This is a genomic window from Brachybacterium sp. NPDC056505, assembly GCF_042794925.1.
Lineage (GTDB): Bacteria > Actinomycetota > Actinomycetes > Actinomycetales > Dermabacteraceae > Brachybacterium > Brachybacterium kimchii.
The window spans coordinates 1-21437 of record NZ_JBHTSV010000018.1 but is presented as its reverse complement, the minus strand read 5'-3'; the positions used below and the strand labels follow the sequence as shown (position 1 = coordinate 21437).

Below are 21437 nucleotides of genomic sequence, written 5' to 3'. Positions count from 1 at the left end.
CCGAGCGCTTCGCACCTCACCGCCCGCGGCGCGTGAGCCCGACCTCCTGCTGGCGGATCCGCGGGCGGCGGAACACCATCGCGACCGCGAAGGACAGCACGAGCGCGAGCAGCACGCCCAGGTTCGAGTACGCCCACGGGCCGTCCCAGTAGGCGCCGTCGGGCGCATCGATGAAGGTGCCCAGGCCCAGCGGCTCGAGCAGGTAGCCCTGCCAGTCGTTGTACGAGGCGTCGGAGTACTGGTTGACCACGAGGCCCCAGCCCAGCGCCGAGGTGACCACGAGGGTCGCGATCGAGGTCCAGTCCACGGCCCCGTAGCGCCCGCGGGCGTCGAACAGCGAGGTCTCGTCGTAGTCGGTGCGGCGGGTGAGCACGTCGGCGATGAGGATGCCGGCCCATGAGGCGATCGGCACGCCGAGCGTGACCAGGAAGCTCTGGAAGGGGCCGATGAAGCTGCCCGCGAAGAACACCACCCAGATGGTGCCCGCGGTGAGGATGGCGCCGTCGACGAACGCGGCCGCCGGTCGGGGGATGCGGATGCCCAGGCTCAGCAGCGTCAGGCCCGAGGAGTAGATGCCGTTGACCGCGCCGGAGACGAGGGTCAGCACGGCGACGATCCAGAAGGGGATGAGCGCCCACAGCGGCAGCAGGGTCACGAGCGTCCCCACCGGGTCGTCGCCGATCTTCGCCATCACGTCGGCGTCGGAGCCGGCCAGCAGCAGACCGAACACCACGAGGATCACGGGGGCGGCCGAGCCGCCGATCGTGTTCCAGGCGATGATCGCGCCGTCGGACGTGGCGCGGCGCTGGTAGCGGGACCAGTCGGCCGCGATGTTGATCCAGCCCAGACCGAAGCCGGTCATCACCATCACCAGCGCGCCGATCATCTTCTGCACGTTCCCGCCCGGGGCCGCCATCACCGCGGAGAGGTCGATGTGGGGGATCGTGAGGATCATGAACAGGATCGTCATCGCGCCTGTCGCCCAGGTCAGCACCGACTGGATCCGCATGATCGTGTGATAGCCCAGCACCGAGGCGGTCACGATGATCGCCGCGATCGCGAGGGTGGCGATGACCAGCACCGTCGTCCCGGAGGCGAGGCCCAGGGCCTGGAACACGGTCGCGGTGGCGAGCACGGCGGAGATCGCGAGCGAGGTCTCCCAGCCGATCGAGGTGAGCCACGAGATGATCCCCGGCAGCTTCTGACCGTGCACGCCGAAGGCGGCGCGGGAGAGCACCATCGTCGGTGCGCTGCCGCGCTTGCCCGCGATCGCGATCAGGCCGCACAGGGCGAAGCTGACGACGATCCCGATCACGGCGACGACGACCGCCTGCCAGAAGGAGATACCGAATCCCAGCACGTAGGCGCCGTAGCTCATGCCGAACACCGACACGTTCGCGGCGAACCACGGCCAGAACAGCTGGTGGGGCTTCGCGGTCCGCTCGGACTCGGCGATGATCTCGATGCCGGTGGTCTCGACCAGCGGGGAGCCGGCGGGGCCGGCGGGGCCGACGGGGCCGACGGAGGAGTCGGACGGGCCGACGGGGCGGGGATCTGCGGACGACATCGTCGCCTCCGGGGTGTGTGGTCACGCGGGCGGACCGCGCTGCAGGGACGGGGTGCATGCCATGCGCCCCGGCCGACGCGCGGGCCGACCAGGGGACAGGGGGAGATCCATCATCCCACCCGGGAGGGCGCATGAGAGATTGCAGGCAATCGACGGGACACCCGGGACCGCAGGCGGTCAGTCGTCCTATCGTGGAAAGCCGTGCGCCCCTCTCTCCTCGATCCCCGGTCCCTCAGCGGGCATGTGTCCTCGACCGCCCGCAGCATGGTGACGCTCGGCCCGGGCAGGGCCGACCTCGCGCCCGCCGTGAGGATCGCGGTCTCGCTCGCGGCGCCGCTCGTGATCCTGCTGCTGAGCGGTCACATCCAGTGGGCGATGTTCGCCTCCTTCGGCGGGTTCACCTCCATTTATGCGCGGTACGTGCCGACCGCGATCCGCGTGAGCCACCACGTGCGCGTGGGCGTCCTGCTGACGATCTGCGTGGGCATCGGCGCCCTGCTCTCCCAGCTCGCGGCCGCCGACGTGCTCGGCCACGGGATGCATCTCGCCCTGACCACGGTGGCCGGGGCTCTCGCCGCCGCGATCGGCTCGGTGCTCGTGATGAGCAAGGGTCTGCGTCCGACGGGGGCCGTGTTCCCCGTCTTCGCGGTCACCGCGGTCTCCAGCGCCCCGTCGGTCGCCCCGTGGTGGCTCGCCCTCCTGATCGCCGGCGTCTCGGCCGGATGGTGCGTGCTGCTGGGCTTCCTGGCTCGCTGGACGGGCGAGGCGAACGTCGACGCCGCAGCCCCGGACACCTCGGGCATCACGGGCAGGATGCGCCGCCAGGAGTTCGCCCGCTACGGCTTCGCCGCGCTGGTCAGCGGCATCATCGCGTCCCTCACGGGGATCCCGTCCCCGTACTGGGCGCAGGTCGCGGCCGTCGTCCCCCTCTCGGCGCCCGGTCGGCGCCTGCAGGTGGAGCGCGGGCTGCACAGGATCGTCGGGACGGCCCTGGGCGTGGGGGTGACGGCGTTCCTGCTCTCGTTCCCCAGCCAGCCGTGGCAGCTGCTGGTGTGGGTCATCCTCATGCAGTTCCTCGCCGAGCTGTTCGTGCTGCGCAACTACTCGCTGGCGCTCGTGTTCATCACGCCGCTCGCGCTGCTGATGGTGCAGCTGGCGAGCCCCCGGCCCGTAGGATCGCTGCTCGCCGCGCGCGTCTCGGAGTCGGCGATCGGCGCCGTCGTGGGCATCGGCACGGTGCTGCTGGCCGTCGCCCTCGAGTGCCGGCGGGCCCGGCGCGTCGGCGCGGCCTGACGGACGCCGCGGGCGGCGCCGCCGGCGGCCTCGACGACAGGAAACAGACGGGGGAGGCGTTCCGGTCAGCGCCCGGCAGGCTCTGCATAGGGTGTTGCTCGTGACCGCCACGACCGCCGAGACCACCCTGCTGGCCGCCCTCGACCGCACGTACCGCGGGCGCCCGGCGAAGCCGTCGATCTATCGTCGCCTGCACGAGATGCTCGATCCCGAGGAGACGGTCCACTGCGTCGCCGACGGGTACCGCGACTACACGAGCGAGCATCTGCTGCTGCTCACGGATCATCGGGTGCTGCTGGTCAAGGCGCCGATCCCGGGGCGCTGGAAGGCGATGCGCGACGTGCCGGCGACGGCGGTGCTGGGAGGGCGTCAGGTCACAGGGACGCTCACGGCGGCGTCCGTGGAGATCGGGGTGCGGGGGCAGAAGCCCGTGACGATGAAGATCGGCAGCCATGAGGCTGCGGCCGAGCTGCTGCGCACCCTCGAGGCGCTGCGTGCCGACGCCGCCCCGGGAGGCCTCTCGGAGGGGAACGGCGCCCCGCCGGAGACCGACGAGGGCGCCACGGCCGCGTCCGTCCCCTCCGAGGTGCAGGGGCTGCTCGCGCGGGGCGAGCGGGTGCACAGCGTCTTCGAGGGCTGGTCGACGTGGTCGAGCGAGCACCAGCTGCTCCTGCTCACCGACCACCGAGTGCTGCTCGCGGGCGAGCAGACGCCGGGCAGCTGGAGCACCCAGCGGGAGGCCGCGGCGCCGTCGGTCACCGGCGTGCGCAGCGCGGGAGGGACGGCTCTGAAGGCGGCCTCGGTCACGGTCGAGGTGCGGGACCAGAAGCCGATCAGCCTCGGCAAGGGGTCGGCGGAGCCGGCGCAGGCCCTCGTGCAGACGCTCGAGGGCCTGCTGCGCCAGGGGCGCGGGCCGACACTGCGCTGACCGCTCGGCACGGGAAGCCGATGCGGCCCGCGCTACGGTGACCCCGTGAGCTTCGCCGACCCGACGCGTGCCGAGCAGACGTTCTTCGCCGTCATGCAGCGCAATGACGAACCGCGCGACGTGTGGGACCTGAACCTCCCGGAGAAGATCCTCGCTCCGGACGAGACCGTGATCGACGTGAAGGTCGGGGACACGACCTCCGATACGAACCCCCTGCTGATCGCCACCGACAGGAGGGTGCTCCTCGCGAAGGAGGGCGCCATCAGGTCGTGGAGAGTCCTCAAGCAGGCGCCGGCGGCGGAGGTCGTCGGCGTCGATTACAAGCCCGCCCTGTTGTCGGGGAAGCTGCGCGTGCACCTGCGCGACGGGTCCGCCATCACGCTGACGACCGCCACGAAGGGCCATGCGGAGCGCTTCGTCGCGACCATGCGGGGCCTGCTGGAGGGCGCTCAGCGCCCTCGGCGCTGACGCTCGAGAGAGGCGCTTTCCGGCCCGGTCCCGGACTCAGTCCTGAGAGGCTTCCGGGGCGTCGTCCTCCTCGTCATCGTCCGGAGGGACGGGGACGAGAGACTGCAGGATCGAGAGAAGCGACTCCGGGGAGACATCGGAGATCTCGCGGTCGATCGGGTCGGAGACCTCCCTGATCGGGCCGTTGTCGATGATGCGCAGGCGACCGGGGTGCGCGATGAGCGTCGCCTGGGTGCCCCCGCCCTCGACGACCGAGGTGAGGATCGAGATCGCACGGGAGCCCTCGACCGCCGCGTCGACGTCCTGACCGGGGACGCGCAGGGTCGAGACGTCGCCGTCGTCCGAGGCGTCGTCGAAGGGATCGACGAATCGTCCCAGGCGGGACGCGACGGCGCTGGGCTCGGGAACCGAGAAGTGATGGAAGCCGTCGATGGTCACGTACTCCTCGAGGACGCCGCCTCCTGGGAAGCAGTAGATGGCGAGCGTCGTCGTGCCCCCGGCGAGCGTGCGGACGACATCGACCAGTCCCAGGGACGTGCGTCGCAGGGCGAGGACACCGGCCAGTCGCCGATCGAGCTGGAACGGACGGCGCGCGGACTCCGCGTTCCCGACGACGACGTCTCCCTCGGGCTGCGCGCCGTCGTCGGCGGGAGTGAGCAGACGCCGAGCGGCGAGCGAGCGAACGGCCGCGGCCGCCGAAGCGTCGGCGTCGACCTCCGGCTGGGACAGGTACGGGCTGCCCAGGAGATCCAGCGCGGAGGGGCCGCCGAGACCGAGGAGCTCCTCATCGGTGAGGACGAGCAGCTCGTCAGGATCGTCCGTCGCGGTGGCGAGCACCTCGAGGGCCCCGAGCATGTCGCGCTCGGTGATCGCGGGCTCGGAGACGTTCTCGTCGGATACGGGCTGTGCGCTCATGGGAGCTCCTGTCGGGAAGGTGGTGGACAGTGACTGTGCTGGTGGCGGGGTCAGCCGAACACGCCGTGCCACGCGCCGGAGACGCCGTCGGCGATGGCGCCGCCGACATCGGATGCCGTGTCACCCACGGCGTCCACCACGTGCGACGTCGTGTCGGAGACGGCGTCCCACGCCTTGCCTGCGCCTGCGGCGATGTCATCGCCCCATTCGTCGTAGACGAACTTCCCGAGGTCCGCGATCGCAGCGCCCCCGGAGATCACCGCGCCGGCCGCCGCGAGAGGTCCGCCGACGACGGCCCCGACTCCGGTTGCCGAGAGCGCGCCTCCGGCGAGCATGAGACCGCCGCCGAGCGCCGACGCACCTCCTGTCACGGCATGGAAGGTATCGCCCTTGTTGATGCTGTCGATCATCTGCCAGCCGCCGGTGAGCACGTCGATCCCCGGCAGCGCTTTGCCGAGGAAAGGCGCCGCTTTCGTGAGGAACCCGGCCTTGCTCGCGAGTTTATCGGCCCAGCCGAAGAAGTTCTTGGTGCCGATTCCGGTGGGAACGCCGAAATGTCCTGCGATCTTCTGGGCGAGGGTCCCGTACTCCTTGGCGCTGCTGAAGACCTTGTCCGTGACCTCGGCTCCGTACGGGATCGTCCCCATGAGCTTGAGCAGCGGATCGTCGACCGCATCGATCCCCTTCCGGAAACGGTTCGCGATCTCCAGAAGGTCCCAGGCCTTCTTCCCCTTCGAGAACGCCCCCTGGAGCTTGTTGTAGAGGTCCTTGCCCGTCCACACGCCGTCCCAGAACGAGGAGGAATCCTCTCCGGGCGACTTCCCGTCGCCGCTTCCCCCGTCGCCGCCTGCGGCGCCCTCGGACTCCGATGTCCGGTCCTGCTCGTCGGCCTGATTCCCGAGGTCCTCGCTCTTCTTCCGCAGCCGTTCTGCGACGTCGCGGAACGAGCCGCTGACATCGCCCGACCACGTGGAGCGGAATGCCTCGCCGTCGGGGCCTCGCCACGCGGAATCGTCCATGACAAGTGGGTTCAGCTTCGCGTGCAGTTCTTCGAGAGAGGCTGCGCGATCACTCATCAGGCGCGAGTACTCGCGCAGCTGCTCGGTGTCGGCTCCGTAGAACCCGCTCATCATCGTCCCCTCGTCGCCGTCTCAGGAGCGACAGTAGGGCACGGCAGACAACGCGGCCATGGGGAGAAGTCCCCATGGCCGCAGGCGCATCGGTCCCTCCCCTCGCGCTACGGTGGCCCCGTGAGCTTCGCCGACCCGACGCATGCCGAGCGGACCTTCTTCGCCGTTCTGAACAGGAACGATGAGGCGAAGAACGCGCTCACCGTCGACCTGCCGGAGCGGGTTCTCGATCCGGAGGAGACCGTCCTCGACACGAAGGTCGGCGACATCCAGAACGACACCACCCCGATCCTCCTGGCGACCGACCGACGCGTCGTGCTCACACGCCGACGTGCGTTCGGCTCGTGGAAGATCCTCAAGCAGGCGCCGGCGGCGGAGGTCGTCGACGTCGACTTCAAGCCCACCCTGCTGTCCGGGAAGCTGCGCGTGCACCTGCGCGACGGTACGAAGATCGTGCTGACGACGCGGACGAAGGACCACGCGCAGCGGTTCGTCTCCACGATGCACGGGCTGCTCGGGCACTGAGAGCGCCGCACTCCGCCCCGCCACCGACGGAGGGCCCGGCGCCTCCCTCAGAGCCTGCGCACGACCTCGAAGGTCTCGCACACCACCTCGGTGTCGTCGTCGATCTTGATCCGGGGCTCGCCGAGCCCCGCGATGAACTCGACCGAGCCCCAGAACTCCTCGTGGCCCTCGCGCCAGGCCGCGGCGTCGGGATGCCCCTCGCCCTCGGCGCGCGCGTGGCCGTCGGTGACGTCGGCCAGCCGCACCACCTGCACGTCGGTCGTGCGGATCACCGCGACGGGGCGCTCGTCGGAATCGACCACCGCCTCCTCGGTCCCGACGACGGGCAGGGCCGCGCCCTCGCGCACGTACTCCTCCCGCAGCGAGGCGGTCGCGGTCTTCGCACCGGACAGGATCGCCCCGACCAGCTGGTCCCTCAGGGGGCCCGGGAAGGCGAACTCGGCGAGGGGGAGCGCGGCATCGTCCGCCGCGTCGTGCGCGTCCATCAGAACCAGTCCGTCCCGCGCAGCCTCCGCGGCCGCGCATCGGGGTCGTCGGCGATCTTGTAGACGAGCCGGCCCAGCGGCAGCTCCCGTGCGGGGATCGGCGCCTGCACGTACCGGCGCAGGCGCCCCGCCGGACGCGGTCCCTGCTTCCCGCCGTCGTGCCAGGCGTCGAGCCGTGCGGCGCTCTCCTCGAACGCCCGCACCATGGCGTCCGGGTCCACGAGATCGGCGTCGTCCCCGTCGGCCCGATCCAAGTGCTCGCGCGCGAGCTCGAGACGGACCTCGCGGGGGAGGACCCGGGCGAGATCGTCATCGGAGCGCAGGCGCGTGGGCTCGCGCGGATCCTCACGCTGGTCCACGAGCGCGCACGCGATCTCGGTGTCGTAGGTCCAGGAGCGCAGGTTCACGTTGTCCGAGCCCACGGTCATCCAGACGTCGTCCACGAGGCACACCTTGGAGTGCACGTACACCGGCGTGCCTTCGTGGTTCTCGATCCCGAACACGTGCACGCGCTCGCCGCCCGCCTCGTGCAGCAGGTCCAGGGCGGCGTTCCGCGAGCTCATGGCGCTCGCGTTCGCGATCGTCGTGTCCGCGGTGGTGAAGGTCGACAGGACGATCACCAGGTGGGTGCCGGGGTGCTGGCGCAGCGCGTCGGCGAAGCACGAGAGCACCTCGGGCGACCAGATGTACTGGTCCTCGAGGTAGATGATCCGCTCGGCGCGCGGGACCGCCTTCACGTAGGCGCGGGCGATGCTCCGCTCGCCCGAGGGCGCGAAGGGGAAGCGGGGGCGCTTGTGCGGGTAGGTGCGCAGCACCTGCACGTCGACCGTGCCCGAGGGGTCCGGATCGGGCTCCTGCAGCGGGAGCGGCTCGGCGTGCTGGTCGTCGCGGTGGATGCGCGCCTGGATCCGTGAGAGCGGGTCCAGGGAGGGCGGTGTCGGATCCTCCCAGCGCTCCCGGAAGGTCGCCTCGAGGTCGCCGACGGCGGGGCCGCCCACCTCGACCATGAGGTCGTGCCACGTGGGGGTCCCGCCCCAGATCGCGCCCATCGAGACGGTCTGGGGATCGCCCAGGTGCCGGGCGTCGTCGCGGCGGGTGTGGCACAGGTCGATGCCCCCGCAGAATCCCGCGTCCCGCTCGGGATGCCCGGGGTGGCGCAGCACCAGGAACTTCTGGTGCTGGGAGCCCAGCGGCAGCACGCGCTGGTCGAGGATGACCTCGCCGCCGGCCGCCCGCACCGTGTCCGCGAGGCTGCGGTTCTCCTCCTCGGAGTAGTGGATGGAGTCCAGGTGCGAGCGCCAGAACAGCGCCTTGACGATGACGCCGCGGCGGGCGGCGTCGGCGATCAGCTCGACGATCGTGAGCTCGTCCTCGCCGACCCTCTCGTCCGGATCGCCGCGCCAGTCGGTGAACAGCAGCAGGTCGCCCGGTCCCTGGGCGGTGATCAGCTCCCGCAGGCGCGCGAAGTAGTCGGCGCCGTGCACATGCACGGGCCGTGTTGCCGCTGGTCAGCGCCCGTCCCTCGTGCCGGTGGTCGAGGCGCGTGAAGGTGTTGCCGCGCTCGATCGTCGAGAGGAACCAGTCGTCGGTGCTCATCCGTCCATCACACACCATCGCGCTGTGCGCGCGGGGCTAGGCTGGGACGGGCCCTCGGGCCCGCCATTCCGTCACTCCGCAACCGATGAAGGGCGAGCGCTCATGACGGCATCCGCGTCGCGCCGCGGCACCGGCAGCATCCCCGCGAGCACCGCACTGCTGACCGACATGTACGAGTACACGATGCTCTCGGCCATGGTCGAGGACGGCAGCGTCCACCACGAGGCCGTCTTCGAGGCCTTCGCCCGTCGCCTCCCCGAGGGCCGACGCTTCGGCCTGTTCGCGGGCCTCGGCCGCCTGCTGCCTCTCCTGACGGACTTCGCGCCCGACGCGGAGGACCTCGCCTACCTGCGCGAGGTCGGCGCGATCACGGAGGCGACGGAGGAGTACCTGCGCGACTGGAGCTTCTCCGGCACCATCACCGCCCTGCCCGAAGGCAGCCTGTACTGGCCGCACACGCCGCTGCTCACCGTGCACGGCACCCTCGGCGAGTGCCTGCTGCTGGAGACGCTGGTGCTCTCGGTGCTGAACTTCGACTCCGCGATCGCCTCCGCCGCGGCGCGCATGGTGATCGCCGCGGGGGACCGCCCCCTCATCGAGATGGGCTCGCGCCGCGTCCACGAGGAGGCGGCTGTGGCCGCCGCCCGGGCCGCCTGGATCGCGGGCTTCGCGACCACCTCGAACCTCGAGGCCGGCAGGCGCTTCGGCGTCCCCGTCGCGGGCACCGCCGCCCATGCCGCGACGCTCGCCCGGCCCACGGAGCGCGACGCCTTCGCGGCCCAGATCGCGACCTACGGACCGGGCACCACGCTGCTCGTGGACACCTACGACATCCCCGCGGGCATCCGCACCGCGGTCGAGGTCGCCGGTACCGGGCTCGGCGCCGTGCGCATCGACTCCGGGGACCTGATGACCGTCGCCCCCGCCGCCCGCGCCCAGCTCGACGCGCTCGGCGCGACGAGCACCCGCATCACCGTGACCAGCGATCTCGACGAGTACGCGCTCGTCCACCTCGCCGGCGCCCCGATCGACGGCTACGGCGTGGGCACGCGGGTCGCGACGGGCTCGGACCATCCGACGGCGGGCATGGTGTACAAGCTCGTCGCCGTGGGCGACGGCCCCGGCACGCCGCTGCGCAGCGTCCAGAAGCTCTCGGCCGACAAGGGCTCGACCGGCGGCGCGAAGACCGTCTCCCGCTTCCCGGACGGCCGTGAGGTCTGGACCCTCGACGGCTCGGTGCCGGAGGGCGCGAGCCCCGTGCACGTCGACGTGATCCGCGACGGCGTCCCGCAGCGCGTCGCGAGCGCCGAGGAGGCGCGCGAGGTCGCCGCCGCGAGCCTCGCGAGCCTGCCCGCGCGCGCCCGCGAGATCAGCGAGGGCCAGGCCTTCCGCGCCAGCGAGCAGTGGGACGAGGCGGGGTCGGGCGACGCGGGGGAGACGATCGATGGGGGAGAGACGGCCGACGCAGAAGAATCGCCGCGCGGCGGAGGGACCGCCGACGCACCTCGCACCCTCGTCGTCGTCGATGTGCAGAACGACTTCTGCGAGGGCGGCGCCCTCGGCGTGACCGGCGGGAACGCCGTCGCCGAGCGCATCGCCGCCCACCTCTCCGAGCGCGCCGGCGACTACCGCCGCGTGGTCTTCTCCCGCGACTGGCACCTCGCCGAGGGCGACAACGGCGGCCACTTCGCCCTCCCGCCCTCCGCGCCCGACTTCGTGGACACCTGGCCCGTCCACTGCGTGCAGGGCACCCGCGGCGCCGAGTACCACCCGGCGATCCTGGGGGCCCTCGAACGGCTCATCGGCAGCGGCGCCGAGGTCGTCCACGTGGTGAAGGGCGAGGGGACCCCCGACTACAGCCTCGCCCAGGGCCGCGTGGCAGGCGTCGACGGCGGCGCCCCCGCCGGCGGCACCGACCTGCCCTCCCTGCTCACGGGAGATGTCGACGTCACCGGCCTGGCCTTCGACTACTGCGTCGCCGCGAGCGCCCGCGACATCGCCGCCCTGCCCGGCGCGGGCACCGTCCGGGTCCTCGGGGACCTCACCGCCGCCGTGCATCCCGAGGCCGATGCGGAGACCGTGCAGCACCTGACGGAGGCGGGGATCCGGACGGTCTCGCCCGCACCCTCCGCCGCCCCGACCGACTCCCGGAAGGACGCCTGAGATGCCCGGCAACACCGCTCCCGCCGGCTACGACGCCAGCAAGCACCCGCCCTTCGCGGTGACGGTCGACCTCGCCGTGTTCACCATCCGCTCGGGCGCCCTCAGCGTGCTGCTCGTGCGGCGCGGCGCCGACCCGTACGAGGGCAGCTGGGCGCTGCCCGGCGGCTTCATCGAGCCCGACGAGGACGCCGCGACCGCGGCCGCGCGCGAGCTCGTCGAGGAGACCGGCATGGACACCGCCGGCTACCACCTCGAGCAGCTGCGCACCTACTCGGCGCCCGACCGCGACCCGCGGATGCGCGTGGTCTCCGTCGCCCACCTGGCCTTCGCCCCCGACCTGCCGGATCCCACGGCGGGCGACGATGCGGCGTTCGCGCGCTGGTGGGGCGTCGAGGAGATCCTCGAGGACCCCGACGCCCCGCAGCTCGCCTTCGACCACCGCGAGATCCTCACCGATGCCCTCGAGCGCGTCCGTGCGAAGGTCGAGTACACGACCCTGGCCACGCAGTTCCTCTCCGAGCCCTTCACGCTCGCCGAGCTGCGCAGCGTCTACGGCGCCGTCTGGGGAGCCCTCCCGGACCGCGGCACCTTCATCCGCAAGGTGCTCTCGACCGACGGGTTCGTGGTGCCCGACGAGCGCTCCGTCGACGGCACGCCCACCGGCAGCCCGCACCCCGCGCTCTACACGCGCGGCGAGGCCACGGCCCTGCAGCCGGCCCTCCTGCGCCCCCGCGCGGGAGACGAGGTCTGGGAGGGCTTCGGCGAGGTCTGAGGCCGAAGCCCCTCAGCCCACCAGCGCGTCGATCTGGTCGATCGACTCGCGCGAGCCCTCCTCGACGCCCATGTCGATGACCTGCTGCAGGCCCTCGCGCGTGGGGTGGATCGAGACGTAGACGGCGCGGGTGCCGCCGTCCGCGGCCTCGAAGGTGGCGGTGTTCTCGGCGACCGGGAGGTCGGTGTTCACGGCGAAGCCGTTCTCGGCGTCCGCGAAGCCGTCGCGGTAGCGGAAGAAGCGGGGCTCGTCGACCTCGAGGATCTCCCAGAAGCCGCCGAGCTTCTCGCCCTCGGGGCTCGTCATGTAGTAGTTCATGCGGCCGCCGGGCGTGAGGTCGTGGTCGACGAAGGTCGCGGGGTAGGCGGGAGGGCCCCAGATCCTCTCGAGCTGGCGCGGGTCGGCGTAGATCTGCCAGATGCGCTCGACGGGTGCGTCGAACTGCGCGGTGATGGTGATGGTCAGGGCGTCGAGGTCAGTGGTGATGTCGGTGACCGGCATGGTGGTCCTCCTGGTCGGGGCCGTCGGCGAGCAGGTCGTCGATGCGGCTGATGCGGTCGCGCCAGATCTCCTCGAGATCGCGCAGCAGGGCGGCGGCCGATCCGACCGCCGCGACGTCGCCCCGGGCGAGGGATTCCCGCCCCTGGCGGCGCCTGGTCACGAGCCCCGCGCGCTCCAGCACGGCCACGTGCTTCTGGACCGCGGTGAGGCTCATGTCGTACTTCGGCGCGAGCGCCGACACCGACTTCTCGCCGACCAGCACGCGCCGCAGGATGTCCCGCCGCGTGCGATCGGAGAGCGCATGGAACAGCGCATCCGCGCGGTCCTCGTCGATGTCGAGCACACGCACAACCTACAACCGGATGGTTGCGGGTTGTCAAGGGGTGCGAGTTCACGCGGAACCGCTTGCCTGTTGACCGAACGGTCAATAGGGTGACCGCATGGTCGCATCGCCCCGCCTCCCGCTCGCCTCGACCCTCGCCGCCGTCTACCTCGTGCTCGTGGTCGTGACGATCCCGGCGCTCGTCGTCCTCACGGTCCTCGCCCCGCACCTCGCACCGGTCGAAGCCTGGATCCATGCCGTGATCGTCCTGCTGCTGGGGGTGCTGCTCCCGCTGCGGCTGCGCCGGGCCGCGACCGGCTCCCGCTCCGCACTGCGCGCGGCCGGCATCATCGCTGCCGTGCTGCTGCTGGCCAACGTCGTCGAGGCGCTGGTCCCCGGCCTCTTCCCGGCCTGGATGCGCGCGGAGATGATCGTCATCGCGGTGCTCATGGCCGGCGTCGTCACCGGCGTCAGCCTCGAGGCCGCCCGCACGAGCCCCGGCGGACGGGCCGCGTGATGGCGGGCCGCCGGCTCCCGCCCGACGAGCGTCGCGCCCAGATCGTGCAGGCGACCATCGATGCCGTCGCCGCCCGCGGCTTCGCGGCCAGCAGCCTCGAGGTGATCGCCGCCCGGGCGGGCGTCTCCAAGGCGCTCGTCGCCCACTACGCCTCCTCCCGCGACGCGCTCATGGCCGAGGCCGCGCGGACCGCACTCGTCCAGCTGCGCAGTCAGGTCGCGCAGGGTCTCGACGCGGAGGCCGACGCCGTGACCTTCCTGCGCGCGGCGATCAGGGGAGCGGCGCGGCTCGCCCGCACCCACGAGCGCGAGCTCGCGGCCCTCGAGCAGATCGTCGCCGGACTGCGCGACGAGGACGGCGGACCGGTGCTCGGCATCGCGGACATGGAGGAGACCTTCGAAGGGCAGGAGGGCGTCTTCGCCCGAGGACAGCGCGAAGGGGTCATCCGGGCCGGGGCGGATCTGCGCACCCTCGCCCTCGTCTACGAGGGCGCCGTCGAGGCCATGGTCTCCCACCTGCGCGCCCATCCCGAGGCCGACGCCGACGCCTTCGCCGAGGGCGTCGCCGACGTGCTGCTGTCCGGGATCGCGGCGCGGGTCTTGACGCCTCGACGCCCGGGCCCGACGGGTCAGTGCGCGGGCAGCTCGCCCTCGCCGGGCGTGACGCGCAGGTCCGCCTCGTCGATCGCCACGTCGTTGATCGAGGCCTCACGGCGGCTCATGTACCCGAGGTCGTCGAACTCCCAGAGCTCGTTGCCGTAGGAGCGCCACCACCGACCGTCGGCGTCGTGCCATTCGTACTGGAAGCGCACGGCGATGCGGTTGCCCGTGAACGCCCAGAGGTTCTTGCGCAGCCGGTACTCCTGCTCGCGCTCCCACTTGCCGCGCAGGAACTCGATCACCTGCTCGCGGCCGACGAGGAACCGGTCGCGGTTCCGCCACACGGTGTCCTCGGTGTACGCGCCGGCGACGCGCTCGGGGTCGCGGGTGTTCCAGGCGTCCTCGGCGGCCTGGACCTTCGCCCGCGCCGTCTCCTCGGTGAAGGGCGGCAGCGGAGGGCGCGGGGCCGGATCGCTGCTCGTGGGGTCGCTGCTCGTGGGGTGGGTATCGGCGCTCATCGTGCGTCTCCTTCGTCGTCCCACACCGGCGGCGCGGGGTCGTACTCGATGCCGTGCTGCACGTCCCGGGCGCGCTGCGGGGAGACGAGGTGCCCCACCAGGTGCAGCGCCATGTCGATCCCCGCGGAGACCCCGGCCGAGGTGACCACGTCCCCGTCGTCCACCCAGCGCTCGCCCTCGCGCACGTCGATGCTCGGATCGATCTCGCGCAGCAGGTCGACAGACCCCCAGTGGGTGATCGCGGGACGGTCGCGCAGCAGCCCGGCGGCCGCATAGACGAGGGATCCGGTGCACACGCTCGTCATCAGCTCTGCGGTGCCGGCGATCCGGCGCACCCGCTCGAGGTGCGCCGCGTCCTTGAACAGCGCCCGGGTGCCGCGGCCGCCCGGGTGCAGCAGGACGTCCACGCGCTCGAGGTCCTCGAGGGCGGTCGTCGGCGTGATGACCATGCCCTTCGCGGCCGTGATCGCGCCGCCGCCGACGCTCGCGGTGACCACCCGCCAGCCGTCGTCGGGATGGTTCTGCGTCCAGTACGAGAGGACCTCCCACGGGCCCACGGCGTCGAGCTCCTCGACGCCGTCGAACAGGAGGATGGCGAGGGTGCGCGCGGTCATGGCTCGATCCTCGCGCGGGGCGGCCGCGAGCACCAGGGGTCGGGCGCGCCGACCTGCCTGCCGGCGCGTCCGCCGACCCGCTCGCCGCTACTCGCCGACCTCCCCGTCGATCGACTCGCGCAGCAGGTCGGCGTGGCCGTTGTGGCGCGCGTACTCCTCGATCATGTGGGTCATGATCCAGCGCAGGCTCGGGCTGCGCCCGTCGGGGAACCGGCGCCTGGCCGCGATGCCCAGCCCGCCCTCCTCGTACGCCCGGGCGGCGAGCTCGCGGGCCCGCTCGACCGACGCGGTCCACAGCGCGCGCACCTCGTCGGGATCGTCGACGACGGCGGTCTCCCACTCCCACTCGGGCCGGGCCCTCCAGTCGACGGACGCCCAGGGCTCCCGCAGCGGCTCGTCGTGCAGGTCGCGGCTGAACCAGTCGTCCTCGACGTAGGCCAGGTGCTTCATCATCCCCGCGAGCGTCATCGGGCTCGGCGGCAGCGTGCGTGCAAGCTGCGCGGCGTCGAGACCCCGGCACTTCCAGGCGAACGTGGCCCGCTGGTAGTCGAGGAATCCGCACAGGGTCCCCCACTCGTCGGCGTCCAGGGGCGGGTCGAGGCGGCCGTGCTCGTCGAGTTCCGGTGTCATGCTCCGCGAGCCTAGACCCGGGGTCCGACGGCGCTCCGCGCCCGCCCAGGACACGAGCCGGGAGAGGAAGTCAACGTTGACCTTCGCCGCCGCCGTCCTCATAGTTGGTGGGTCTTCGAGAGGCGGGGTGCGTGGACGAACGGACGGGTTCGGCAGGTCATAGCGGTATCGATGCAGGTGGGAGCCGAGAGGACCAGACGGAGGTCGAGCAGCGCGCGGTGGACCGCATGCATGAGCGGCTCGACCGGGAGGTGGAGGAGCGGACGGCCGCGCAGGAGCGGGCCCTCGCGGCCCCCGTCGGCGGCCCGGCGGACGCCTACGCGCGGGACGTCGAGGTGCACCGACTGGCGGAGAGGATCGGGCAGCTGCGGGCGGCCGAGCGTTCGCTGTGCTTCGGGCGCATCGACGGCAGCGGCGAGGCGGGCTCCGCGCCTGAGGACGGTCTGCACATCGGCAGGATCGGCATGCGCACCCCGGACGGCGACACGCTGCTGGTGGACTGGCGGGCCGAGGCCGCGCGCCCCTTCTACGCCGCGACCATGGTCAGCCCGATGGGGCTGCGCAGGCGCCGCCACCTGCGCACGGACGGCCGACGGGTCGTCGGCGTCAGCGACGAGATCCTCGACGGCAGCGCCCCGCTGCCGGGCGACGTGGTCGGCGACGGGCCGCTCACCGCGGCCCTCAGCGGACCCCGCACGGGACGGATGCGCGAGGCCGCCTCCACCCTGCAGTCCGAGCAGGACGACATCGTCCGCTCGCCCCACCGCGGCGTCACCGTGGTCGACGGCGGACCGGGCACGGGCAAGACGATCGTCGCCCTGCACCGCGCCGCCTTCGTGCTCTACGCATGGCCGGCCATCGCCGGGCGCGGCGTCATGGTGTTCGGCCCTAACCGGCGGTTCCTCACGTACATCTCCGACGTGCTGCCCTCGCTCGGGGAGAACGACGTGCACCTGGCGACGCTCCCCGACCTCGTCGGCACGGAGCCCGCGCGCACCGAGCCCGACCGGATCGCGCGGCTCAAGGGCCGCGCCGAGCTCGCGGACGCCCTCGCCGCGCACGTGCGCGGCCATCAGCCCCACGGGGCGCCGCTCGAGCTGCGCACCGCGCACGACACCGTCGTGCTCGACGCCGAGCTCGTCGACGCCGCCCGACGCTCCGCGCTGCAGGGCGCGTCCGGGCACACCGAGGCCCGCGCCCTGTTCCTCGAGGCGATCGTGGACGACCTGGTCAGCGAGCTCGAGGCGCGCACGTCGGGGGAGGACAGCGCTTTCGAGGCGGAGCTCGAGGCCGCCTACGGTCTGAACCTCGACCGTGCGGTCGCGGGAGACCTCACTCGGATGGGCGACGGCGCGCAGGGGACGGGCGCCGATCTCGACATCGACTGGGAGCAGATCCACGAGGACCTGCTCGAGGATCCCGCCATCGACCTCGCCGTAGAGACGGTGTGGCCGCGGCTCGATCCCGCGGACGTGGTGCGCCGGGTCCTCGCCGATCCCGCGGCGCTCGCCCGCGCACTGCCGGAGGCGTCGGCCGAGGACCTCGCGCTGATGGCGGCGCACTCCCGCACCGGCGCGGACGGCCCGACGGGCTGGACCTTCGCCGATCTCGCCCTGCTCGACGAGGCGAGGGCGCTCGTGGACGGCCCGCCCGAGGACGTCGTCGGCCACATCGTCGTCGACGAGGCCCAGCAGCTCTCCCCGATGCAGTGGCGCGCGCTGGTGCGGCGCTGCCCGGAGCGCTCGATGACGGTGGTCGGGGACCTCGCCCAGGCGGGCCCCACCAGCACGATCCGCAGCTGGGACGAGGCGCTCGCCCCCTTCGTCCAGGACCGCTTCGAGCATCGGACCCTGAGCATCAACTACCGCACCACCGCGGAGATCCTCGAGTCGACCCGCGAGCTGCTCGGGCGGATCGCCCCGCAGCAGCGGCTCTCGCGCTCGCTGCGCCACGGCGAGGACCCGGCCCGGGTGGCCTCCTCGCGCGGCGGTCTCCTCGAGGACCTGCGCCGCGTGGTCGACGAGCTCCGTGCGAGCGACCCCGACGGCCTCGTCGGCGTGATCACCACGGCCGACGACGCGGACGCCGCGCAGGACGCTCTCCGCGGCACCGGCGCGAGCGTGATCGCCGCGCCCGAGGCCCGCGGTCTCGAGTTCGACAGCGTGATCGTCGCGGACCCCTCCGCGATCGAGGCGGCCGGGGAGGCGGGAGCACGGGACCTCTACGTGGCGCGCACCCGCGCGACCCACCGACTGGTGACCCTCGAGCCGGGATGGAATGATCCCCAGTCATGACCCTGATCCTCCTGGGCACGGCGATCGCCCTGATCGTCGGCGCCGTCGGCACGCGGCTCTACACGGAGCTCGCCAAGCGCAGGGGGTGGGCCCAGTTCGTGCGCATGGACGGGCCGACGACCCACCTGTCCAAGCGCGGCACCCCGCAGATGGGCGGGATCGCCATCATGGGCGCGACGCTCGCCGGCTACCTGCTCGCGCACCTGGTCACGTGGTCGCCGCCCACGGTCTCCGGCATGCTCGTGCTGTTCCTGATGCTCGGCGTCGGGTTCGTCGGCTTCCTCGACGACAGGACGAAGATCCGCCGGGAGCGCTCCCTCGGGCTGCGATCGTGGCAGAAGCTCCTGGGCCAGACCACGGTGGCCGTCGTCTTCGCCCTGCTCGCCACCCGCTTCGCCCGCGACGGCATCACCCCGGCGAGCTTCCGGATCTCCCTGGTCCGCGACACGGCGCTCGACCTCGCCGCCTTCGGGGTGATCGGGGGGACCCTCCTGTTCGTGGCGTGGGCGGTGCTCATGATCACCGGCGCGAGCAACGGCGTGAACCTCACCGACGGCCTCGACGGCCAGGCCGCCGGCGCCTCCGCGATGGCCTTCGCCGCCTATGCGTTCATCGGGATCTGGAAGTCGCTGCAGAACTGCCGCGCACTGGTCGAGCCGGGCTGCTACGAGGTGCGCGACCCCCTGGACCTCGCGCTCGTCGCCGCCTGCCTCGCCGGCGCCTGCATCGGCTTCCTGTGGTGGAACACGCCGCCCGCCATCCTGTTCATGGGCGACACCGGCTCCCTCGCCCTCGGCGGTGCCCTCGCGGGGCTCGCGATCATGACCCGCACGGAGCTGCTGATGGTCGTCCTCGGCGGCCTGTTCGTCTTCGAGACCGTGACAGTGATCCTGCAGGTCGGCTTCTTCAAGCTCACCAAGCGGCGCAACAACGGTGTGGGCAGGCGCCTGTTCCTCATCACGCCCATCCACCACCACTTCGAGATGCGCGGCTGGAGCCAGGTCACCGTCTCCATCCGGTTCTGGCTGATCAGCGCGATCTGCGTGGGCGCCGGGCTGGCGCTGTTCTACGGGGAGTGGGTGCTGAGGGCGGGGTGAGCGCGGTGGCCGTCGGCCCTCTCGCCGGCGGCGCGGCGCAGCACCTTCGTGAAGCGCTTGGGCCGGGAGAGGTTCGCGAGGTGGCCGGCGTCGTCGAGGATCACGAGGCGCGCGTCGCGCGCGGCCTCCACGAACAGGGCTTCGTGCCGTCGGAAGGGATCCTGCGCGCCGTTGATGAAGGTCAGGGGCACGTCGATCGCGGCGACGTCGGCCAGCAGGTCGAGCGATCCGATGGTGCGCACGACGCCCCGGACCACCCCGTGGGCGCGCCCGCCCCCGTAGTAGCGCCGCGCCGCCTTCTCGCTGTGCCGACGCGCGAAGGCGCGGGCGACCCGAGCGTCGGAATCCCCGGGGATCCAGTCCTTCATGCTGATCCAGAGCCCGTAGATCCGGGCGAGCGCCGGGCCCGGGACGATCGTGCAGTCGGCGGCGACCACGCCGGCCAGGCGCCCGGGATGCGTGCCGGCCCAGTGCAGGGCGAGGAAGCCGCCGAGCGAGAGACCGACCAGCAGCGGCGGCTCCTCGCACGCGCTCACGGCGTCCTCGATCGTCGCGAGCGCCCCCTCGAGTGTGAACGGCTCGTCACGGCGCCGTCCGTGCCCCGGCAGGTCCGGTGCGATCACCGTGTACCCGCGGCGGCGCAGTCTGCGGGTCTGGCCCTTCCACATGGTCCGCGAGGACCGCACGGCGTGGACGAGGACGATGCAGTGGGTCGCGTCGTGTCCGACCGTCTCGCTCAGGTGCACAGGGATCTCCGCTCTCGTGCAGGTGCCGCTCTCGTGGCCATGATCGGGCATGGGGGCTCCTCTGTCTCCCTCCGGGCCGCGGGGCCGCGGGGGTCGAGGTGGGCGACGGGTGGCCGAGGCGTGCGGCGGTTCCTCCACAAGGGCGTGTTTTCCACGGGGTTATCCACTTCGGGGTGGCTAGCTGACTGATGGCGGAGATTGTTCTCGGGTTTATCCACATTCTCGATCCGGTTCTGGTTTTTCGGGGTGTCGCGGGATAGAATCGGACATACCGATCGGGAGCTCGGATCGTGGCTTCAGTGGTGAGGCCGACGGATTCTGAGTGCTGTGCCGTCAATAGCTGTTCGCGAGTTGGTTCTTCGCGAATGCTTGGAATGTACGGAGAGGGGGTGTGTGGTGTGAGTGCGGTGGAGCAGCCGGAATCCCAGGGGTGTCTGGACCTTCCTGGTGGGGTGTCGTCGGGGTCGGCGTTCGCGGTGCTGGATGAGCTCGAGGCGATGACCGAGCGCCAGCGGGAGGACCTGTACGCACACATGCCTCGTTTCGTGGCCGCGCCCCCGGAGGGTGTCGCGCCGTTGTTCGTCGTGAAAGAGTCGAAGAAGCCGGTGTGCAGGGACGTCGTCGCCCGCAGGGTCTCACCCCGCCCGGACGTCGAGCTGACCGGGAAGGTCCGCACCTTGTGGGATGAGGGGGTGGAGGAGTCCTGTGAGTTGGCCCGCCGCTTTGAGGCGCTCGCTCCGTACTGGGCAGGCCGGGACGAGGTGGATGCGGATCCGTTCGCGGTCGAGAAGGAGGACCTGACGGTCGCTGTCGCGATGCGCATGACCCGCGGGAACGCCGCCAAAGCGATCACCGACGCCCACCGCGCGGTGGATCTCCTCCCGCGCTGCACCCAAGCATTAGCAGCGGGGGAATTCCCCGCCGAATGGTTCAAGACACTGCTGCGGCGGACTATGGATTTCACTCCGGCGGAGATGGTGCTCGTGGATGTCACGGTCGCCTCGTGGTGTCTGGCGGTCATGCCGAGCGTGTTCAGCAAGTATCTCGACCTGCTGGTGACGAGAATCCAGCAGCGCCACCCCAAGGACCCCGAGGAGGTCTCCGCGTCGCGTCGTCGGATGGTCGTGGATCCCGGGACGATCGATGGGATGGCGTCCCTGCGGATCATCGGGCCGGCCCCGGAGATCAAGGCCCTCGCCGGCCGTTTCGATCAGGCGGCGCGGGCGATCCAGAACGCCCAGCGCCACGCCCTGATGGAGGGCACGGAGATCCCCCTGGACCCCGACGGGCAGGTCGAGACGTTCGGCATGCCTCTGTCGTTGAATCTCATCCGGTACCACCTCGCCCATGCTGCGCAGATCGACACCGGTGGCATCACCGTCCCCGAAGCCCGTTTCCGCCTGAACGTTCTTGTCCCGTTCCTGACCCTGGCCGGCGGGGACGACGCCCCCGGCGTTCTGGAGGATGGGACTCCGATTCCGGCGGAGATGGCCCGCGAGATCGCCGGGAAGAGCGACGAATGGTTCCGCGTCCTCACCGACCCCTCGAGCGGTGAGTTTCTGCCGCGGCCGGCAGAGAAGTACCGGCCCACCGGCGCGATGCTCGAACACCTCCGTTTGCGCGGCCAGACGTGTGGTGTTCCCGGGTGTGAGCGCACCGCCGGGGCGTGTCAGATGGTCTGTGTAAGTCCTGACTGAAGGGACCGAGACAATCATGACCATGACCGATGAGAACGAGCGGGAGACGCGCACGGGAGC

General features: G+C 71.8%; 21 protein-coding genes and 1 pseudogene. 11 read left to right on the top strand and 11 right to left on the bottom strand.

From position 1 onward, the window contains the following. Positions 1–16 precede the first annotated feature (16 nt). Positions 17–1567: a purine-cytosine permease family protein gene (locus tag ACFQ53_RS10655; protein WP_377859264.1), complete on the bottom strand. Its 1551-nt coding sequence runs from the start codon at positions 1565–1567 to the stop codon at positions 17–19. A gap of 201 nt (positions 1568–1768) precedes the next feature. On the opposite strand from ACFQ53_RS10655, the gene ACFQ53_RS10650 reads away from it, so the two are divergent. From ACFQ53_RS10650 to ACFQ53_RS10640, 3 genes are all read left to right on the top strand, one after another. Further along, positions 1769–2860: an FUSC family protein gene (locus ACFQ53_RS10650; RefSeq protein ID WP_377859261.1), complete on the top strand. Its 1092-nt coding sequence runs from the start codon at positions 1769–1771 to the stop codon at positions 2858–2860. A 100-nt stretch (positions 2861–2960) separates the two neighbouring features. After that, positions 2961–3788: a hypothetical protein gene (locus tag ACFQ53_RS10645; protein ID WP_377859258.1), complete on the top strand. Its 828-nt coding sequence runs from the start codon at positions 2961–2963 to the stop codon at positions 3786–3788. Positions 3789–3833: 45 nt separating this feature from the next. Continuing rightward, the gene (locus ACFQ53_RS10640) at positions 3834–4256 is read left to right on the top strand and encodes a PH domain-containing protein (protein ID WP_377859255.1); all 423 of its coding nucleotides are present in this window, start codon (positions 3834–3836) and stop codon (positions 4254–4256) included. 36 nt (positions 4257–4292) lie between these two features. On the opposite strand, the gene ACFQ53_RS10635 is transcribed toward ACFQ53_RS10640, so the two are convergent. Then, positions 4293–5171: a hypothetical protein gene (locus ACFQ53_RS10635; protein WP_377859253.1), complete on the bottom strand. Its 879-nt coding sequence runs from the start codon at positions 5169–5171 to the stop codon at positions 4293–4295. 50 nt (positions 5172–5221) lie between these two features. Continuing rightward, entirely contained in the window at positions 5222–6301 is a 1080-nt protein-coding gene (locus ACFQ53_RS10630) for a hypothetical protein (RefSeq protein ID WP_377859250.1), read from the bottom strand. Positions 6302–6421: 120 nt separating this feature from the next. Here ACFQ53_RS10630 and ACFQ53_RS10625 point away from each other — a divergent pair, with 120 nt between their 5' ends. After that, on the top strand, positions 6422–6826 hold the full coding sequence (locus ACFQ53_RS10625) for a PH domain-containing protein (protein WP_377859247.1): 405 nt from the start codon (positions 6422–6424) through the stop codon (positions 6824–6826). Between the two features lie 47 nt (positions 6827–6873). On the opposite strand, the gene ACFQ53_RS10620 is transcribed toward ACFQ53_RS10625, so the two are convergent. Both ACFQ53_RS10620 and ACFQ53_RS10615 read right to left on the bottom strand, forming a co-directional pair. Further along, a complete protein-coding gene (locus ACFQ53_RS10620; RefSeq protein ID WP_377859244.1) occupies positions 6874–7311 on the bottom strand; it encodes an ASCH domain-containing protein in 438 nt (145 codons plus the stop codon). Beyond that, the gene (locus ACFQ53_RS10615; protein WP_377859241.1) at positions 7311–8801 is read right to left on the bottom strand and encodes a phospholipase D family protein; all 1491 of its coding nucleotides are present in this window, start codon (positions 8799–8801) and stop codon (positions 7311–7313) included. The genes ACFQ53_RS10620 and ACFQ53_RS10615 overlap by 1 nt, the downstream gene beginning before the upstream one ends. Positions 8802–9009: 208 nt before the next feature. Here ACFQ53_RS10615 and ACFQ53_RS10610 point away from each other — a divergent pair, with 208 nt between their 5' ends. Next, the gene (locus ACFQ53_RS10610) at positions 9010–11070 is read left to right on the top strand and encodes a nicotinate phosphoribosyltransferase (RefSeq protein ID WP_377859238.1); all 2061 of its coding nucleotides are present in this window, start codon (positions 9010–9012) and stop codon (positions 11068–11070) included. Position 11071: 1 nt separating this feature from the next. Next, a complete protein-coding gene (locus tag ACFQ53_RS10605) occupies positions 11072–11842 on the top strand; it encodes an NUDIX domain-containing protein (RefSeq protein ID WP_377859235.1) in 771 nt (256 codons plus the stop codon). Between the two features lie 12 nt (positions 11843–11854). On the opposite strand, the gene ACFQ53_RS10600 is transcribed toward ACFQ53_RS10605, so the two are convergent. After that, positions 11855–12343 (bottom strand): SRPBCC domain-containing protein, encoded by a 489-nt coding sequence (locus tag ACFQ53_RS10600; RefSeq protein WP_239204968.1) that lies wholly within the window; start codon positions 12341–12343, stop codon positions 11855–11857. Continuing rightward, complete coding sequence (locus tag ACFQ53_RS10595) at positions 12318–12686, bottom strand: helix-turn-helix transcriptional regulator (RefSeq protein WP_239204966.1); 369 nt, start codon at positions 12684–12686, stop codon at positions 12318–12320. The genes ACFQ53_RS10600 and ACFQ53_RS10595 overlap by 26 nt, the downstream gene beginning before the upstream one ends. A 97-nt stretch (positions 12687–12783) precedes the next feature. On the opposite strand from ACFQ53_RS10595, the gene ACFQ53_RS10590 reads away from it, so the two are divergent. Next, positions 12784–13182: a hypothetical protein gene (locus ACFQ53_RS10590; RefSeq protein WP_377859230.1), complete on the top strand. Its 399-nt coding sequence runs from the start codon at positions 12784–12786 to the stop codon at positions 13180–13182. After that, positions 13182–13352, top strand: a pseudogene (locus ACFQ53_RS10585) (TetR family transcriptional regulator); the annotation flags it as partial. The gene ACFQ53_RS10590 and the pseudogene ACFQ53_RS10585, both read left to right, overlap by 1 nt. 458 nt (positions 13353–13810) lie before the next feature. On the opposite strand, the gene ACFQ53_RS10580 reads toward ACFQ53_RS10585, so the two are convergent. The 3 genes from ACFQ53_RS10580 to ACFQ53_RS10570 all read right to left on the bottom strand — a co-directional run bounded on the left by ACFQ53_RS10580 (position 13811) and on the right by ACFQ53_RS10570 (position 15543). Further along, positions 13811–14299: a nuclear transport factor 2 family protein gene (locus ACFQ53_RS10580; RefSeq protein WP_377859227.1), complete on the bottom strand. Its 489-nt coding sequence runs from the start codon at positions 14297–14299 to the stop codon at positions 13811–13813. After that, positions 14296–14913 (bottom strand): DJ-1/PfpI family protein, encoded by a 618-nt coding sequence (locus ACFQ53_RS10575; RefSeq protein WP_377859224.1) that lies wholly within the window; start codon positions 14911–14913, stop codon positions 14296–14298. The genes ACFQ53_RS10580 and ACFQ53_RS10575 overlap by 4 nt, the downstream gene beginning before the upstream one ends. 87 nt (positions 14914–15000) lie before the next feature. Continuing rightward, positions 15001–15543, bottom strand: a complete 543-nt coding sequence (locus tag ACFQ53_RS10570) for a DinB family protein (RefSeq protein ID WP_377859221.1) — start codon at positions 15541–15543, stop codon at positions 15001–15003. Positions 15544–15770: 227 nt separating this feature from the next. On the opposite strand from ACFQ53_RS10570, the gene ACFQ53_RS10565 reads away from it, so the two are divergent. Together ACFQ53_RS10565 and mraY are read left to right on the top strand one after the other, a co-directional pair. Continuing rightward, entirely contained in the window at positions 15771–17837 is a 2067-nt protein-coding gene (locus ACFQ53_RS10565) for a HelD family protein (RefSeq protein WP_377859379.1), read from the top strand. Continuing rightward, positions 17834–18934, top strand: coding sequence for a phospho-N-acetylmuramoyl-pentapeptide-transferase (gene mraY, locus ACFQ53_RS10560; protein WP_377859218.1), 1101 nt, complete (start codon positions 17834–17836; stop codon positions 18932–18934). The genes ACFQ53_RS10565 and mraY overlap by 4 nt, the downstream gene beginning before the upstream one ends. On the opposite strand, the gene ACFQ53_RS10555 is transcribed toward mraY, so the two are convergent. Continuing rightward, positions 18904–19731, bottom strand: coding sequence for an alpha/beta fold hydrolase (locus tag ACFQ53_RS10555; protein ID WP_377859215.1), 828 nt, complete (start codon positions 19729–19731; stop codon positions 18904–18906). The two genes, mraY and ACFQ53_RS10555, sit on opposite strands and share 31 nt — an antisense overlap. 356 nt (positions 19732–20087) lie before the next feature. Between ACFQ53_RS10555 and ACFQ53_RS10550 the strand changes: the two genes are divergently transcribed. Then, positions 20088–21377 (top strand): DUF222 domain-containing protein, encoded by a 1290-nt coding sequence (locus ACFQ53_RS10550; protein ID WP_377859212.1) that lies wholly within the window; start codon positions 20088–20090, stop codon positions 21375–21377. Positions 21378–21437: the final 60 nt, after the last annotated feature.

Bases quoted from the DNA above. Each gene is read 5' to 3' on its own strand.
- ACFQ53_RS10580 (WP_377859227.1), bottom strand. From the start codon at position 14,299: ATGAGCGCCGATACCCACCCCACGAGCAGCGACCCCACGAGCAGCGAT.
- ACFQ53_RS10565 (WP_377859379.1), top strand. From the start codon at position 15,771: ATGCATGAGCGGCTCGACCGGGAGGTGGAGGAGCGGACGGCCGCGCAG.
- mraY (WP_377859218.1), top strand. From the start codon at position 17,834: ATGACCCTGATCCTCCTGGGCACGGCGATCGCCCTGATCGTCGGCGCC.
- ACFQ53_RS10630 (WP_377859250.1), bottom strand. From the start codon at position 6,301: ATGAGCGGGTTCTACGGAGCCGACACCGAGCAGCTGCGCGAGTACTCG.
- ACFQ53_RS10570 (WP_377859221.1), bottom strand. From the start codon at position 15,543: ATGACACCGGAACTCGACGAGCACGGCCGCCTCGACCCGCCCCTGGAC.
- ACFQ53_RS10605 (WP_377859235.1), top strand. From the start codon at position 11,072: ATGCCCGGCAACACCGCTCCCGCCGGCTACGACGCCAGCAAGCACCCG.
- ACFQ53_RS10620 (WP_377859244.1), bottom strand. From the start codon at position 7,311: ATGGACGCGCACGACGCGGCGGACGATGCCGCGCTCCCCCTCGCCGAG.
- ACFQ53_RS10575 (WP_377859224.1), bottom strand. From the start codon at position 14,913: ATGACCGCGCGCACCCTCGCCATCCTCCTGTTCGACGGCGTCGAGGAG.
- ACFQ53_RS10655 (WP_377859264.1), bottom strand. From the start codon at position 1,567: ATGTCGTCCGCAGATCCCCGCCCCGTCGGCCCGTCCGACTCCTCCGTC.
- ACFQ53_RS10590 (WP_377859230.1), top strand. From the start codon at position 12,784: ATGGTCGCATCGCCCCGCCTCCCGCTCGCCTCGACCCTCGCCGCCGTC.
- ACFQ53_RS10635 (WP_377859253.1), bottom strand. From the start codon at position 5,171: ATGAGCGCACAGCCCGTATCCGACGAGAACGTCTCCGAGCCCGCGATC.
- ACFQ53_RS10600 (WP_239204968.1), bottom strand. From the start codon at position 12,343: ATGCCGGTCACCGACATCACCACTGACCTCGACGCCCTGACCATCACC.
- ACFQ53_RS10610 (WP_377859238.1), top strand. From the start codon at position 9,010: ATGACGGCATCCGCGTCGCGCCGCGGCACCGGCAGCATCCCCGCGAGC.
- ACFQ53_RS10555 (WP_377859215.1), bottom strand. From the start codon at position 19,731: ATGCCCGATCATGGCCACGAGAGCGGCACCTGCACGAGAGCGGAGATC.